Raw genomic sequence first — 549 nt, 5'->3', positions numbered from 1 at the left:
TCCGCCCCCAACAGCCACTTCATGACCCGCGCCGCCCAGTTCGGGCGCGGCAGCTTTACCTATATCAACGACCAGAACCAGGTGCAGCAGGGCATGGATACCCTGTTTCGCCGCCTGGAATCACCGCTGAGGCGCAACCTGCAGGTGCAACTCCCGAACGGCATCGTCGCCGAGCGTTGGCCGCAAAAGCTGCCAGACTTGTATGCCGGTGAGCCCCTGTTGGTGGCCATGAAGCTGTCCGCGCCAACGGAACACATCACCGTTAGCGGCTACGACACCCAACACTGGCAACAGCCGGTCACCCTGCCCACCGACAGCAACCACCCGGGCACCGCGAGCCTGTGGGCCCGGCGCAAGATCGCCGACCTGATGGACCGCATCACCCTGGGCGCCCCGGAAACCGACATCGCCCCACTGATCACCGACGTGGCCCTGCGCCATCAACTGGTCAGCCGCTACACCAGCTTTATCGCCGTAGAAGAGACCGTCTCCCGGCCCGCCCATGAGCCACTGCTGCACGACACCGTGCGAAACCAGGCACCGCACGGT

1 protein-coding gene is annotated in these 549 nt (G+C 65.0%); it reads left to right on the top strand.

Features of this window, described 5'->3' with window-relative positions:
* The coding region (locus A3730_RS31000; protein WP_231883842.1) for a hypothetical protein at nt 1-549 on the top strand (549 nt) is incomplete at both ends.

The sequence above is a fragment of the Alcanivorax sp. HI0044 genome (assembly GCF_001634945.1).
Note: the sequence above shows the minus strand (reverse complement) of the source record. Positions and strands in the feature narration are given on the sequence as shown.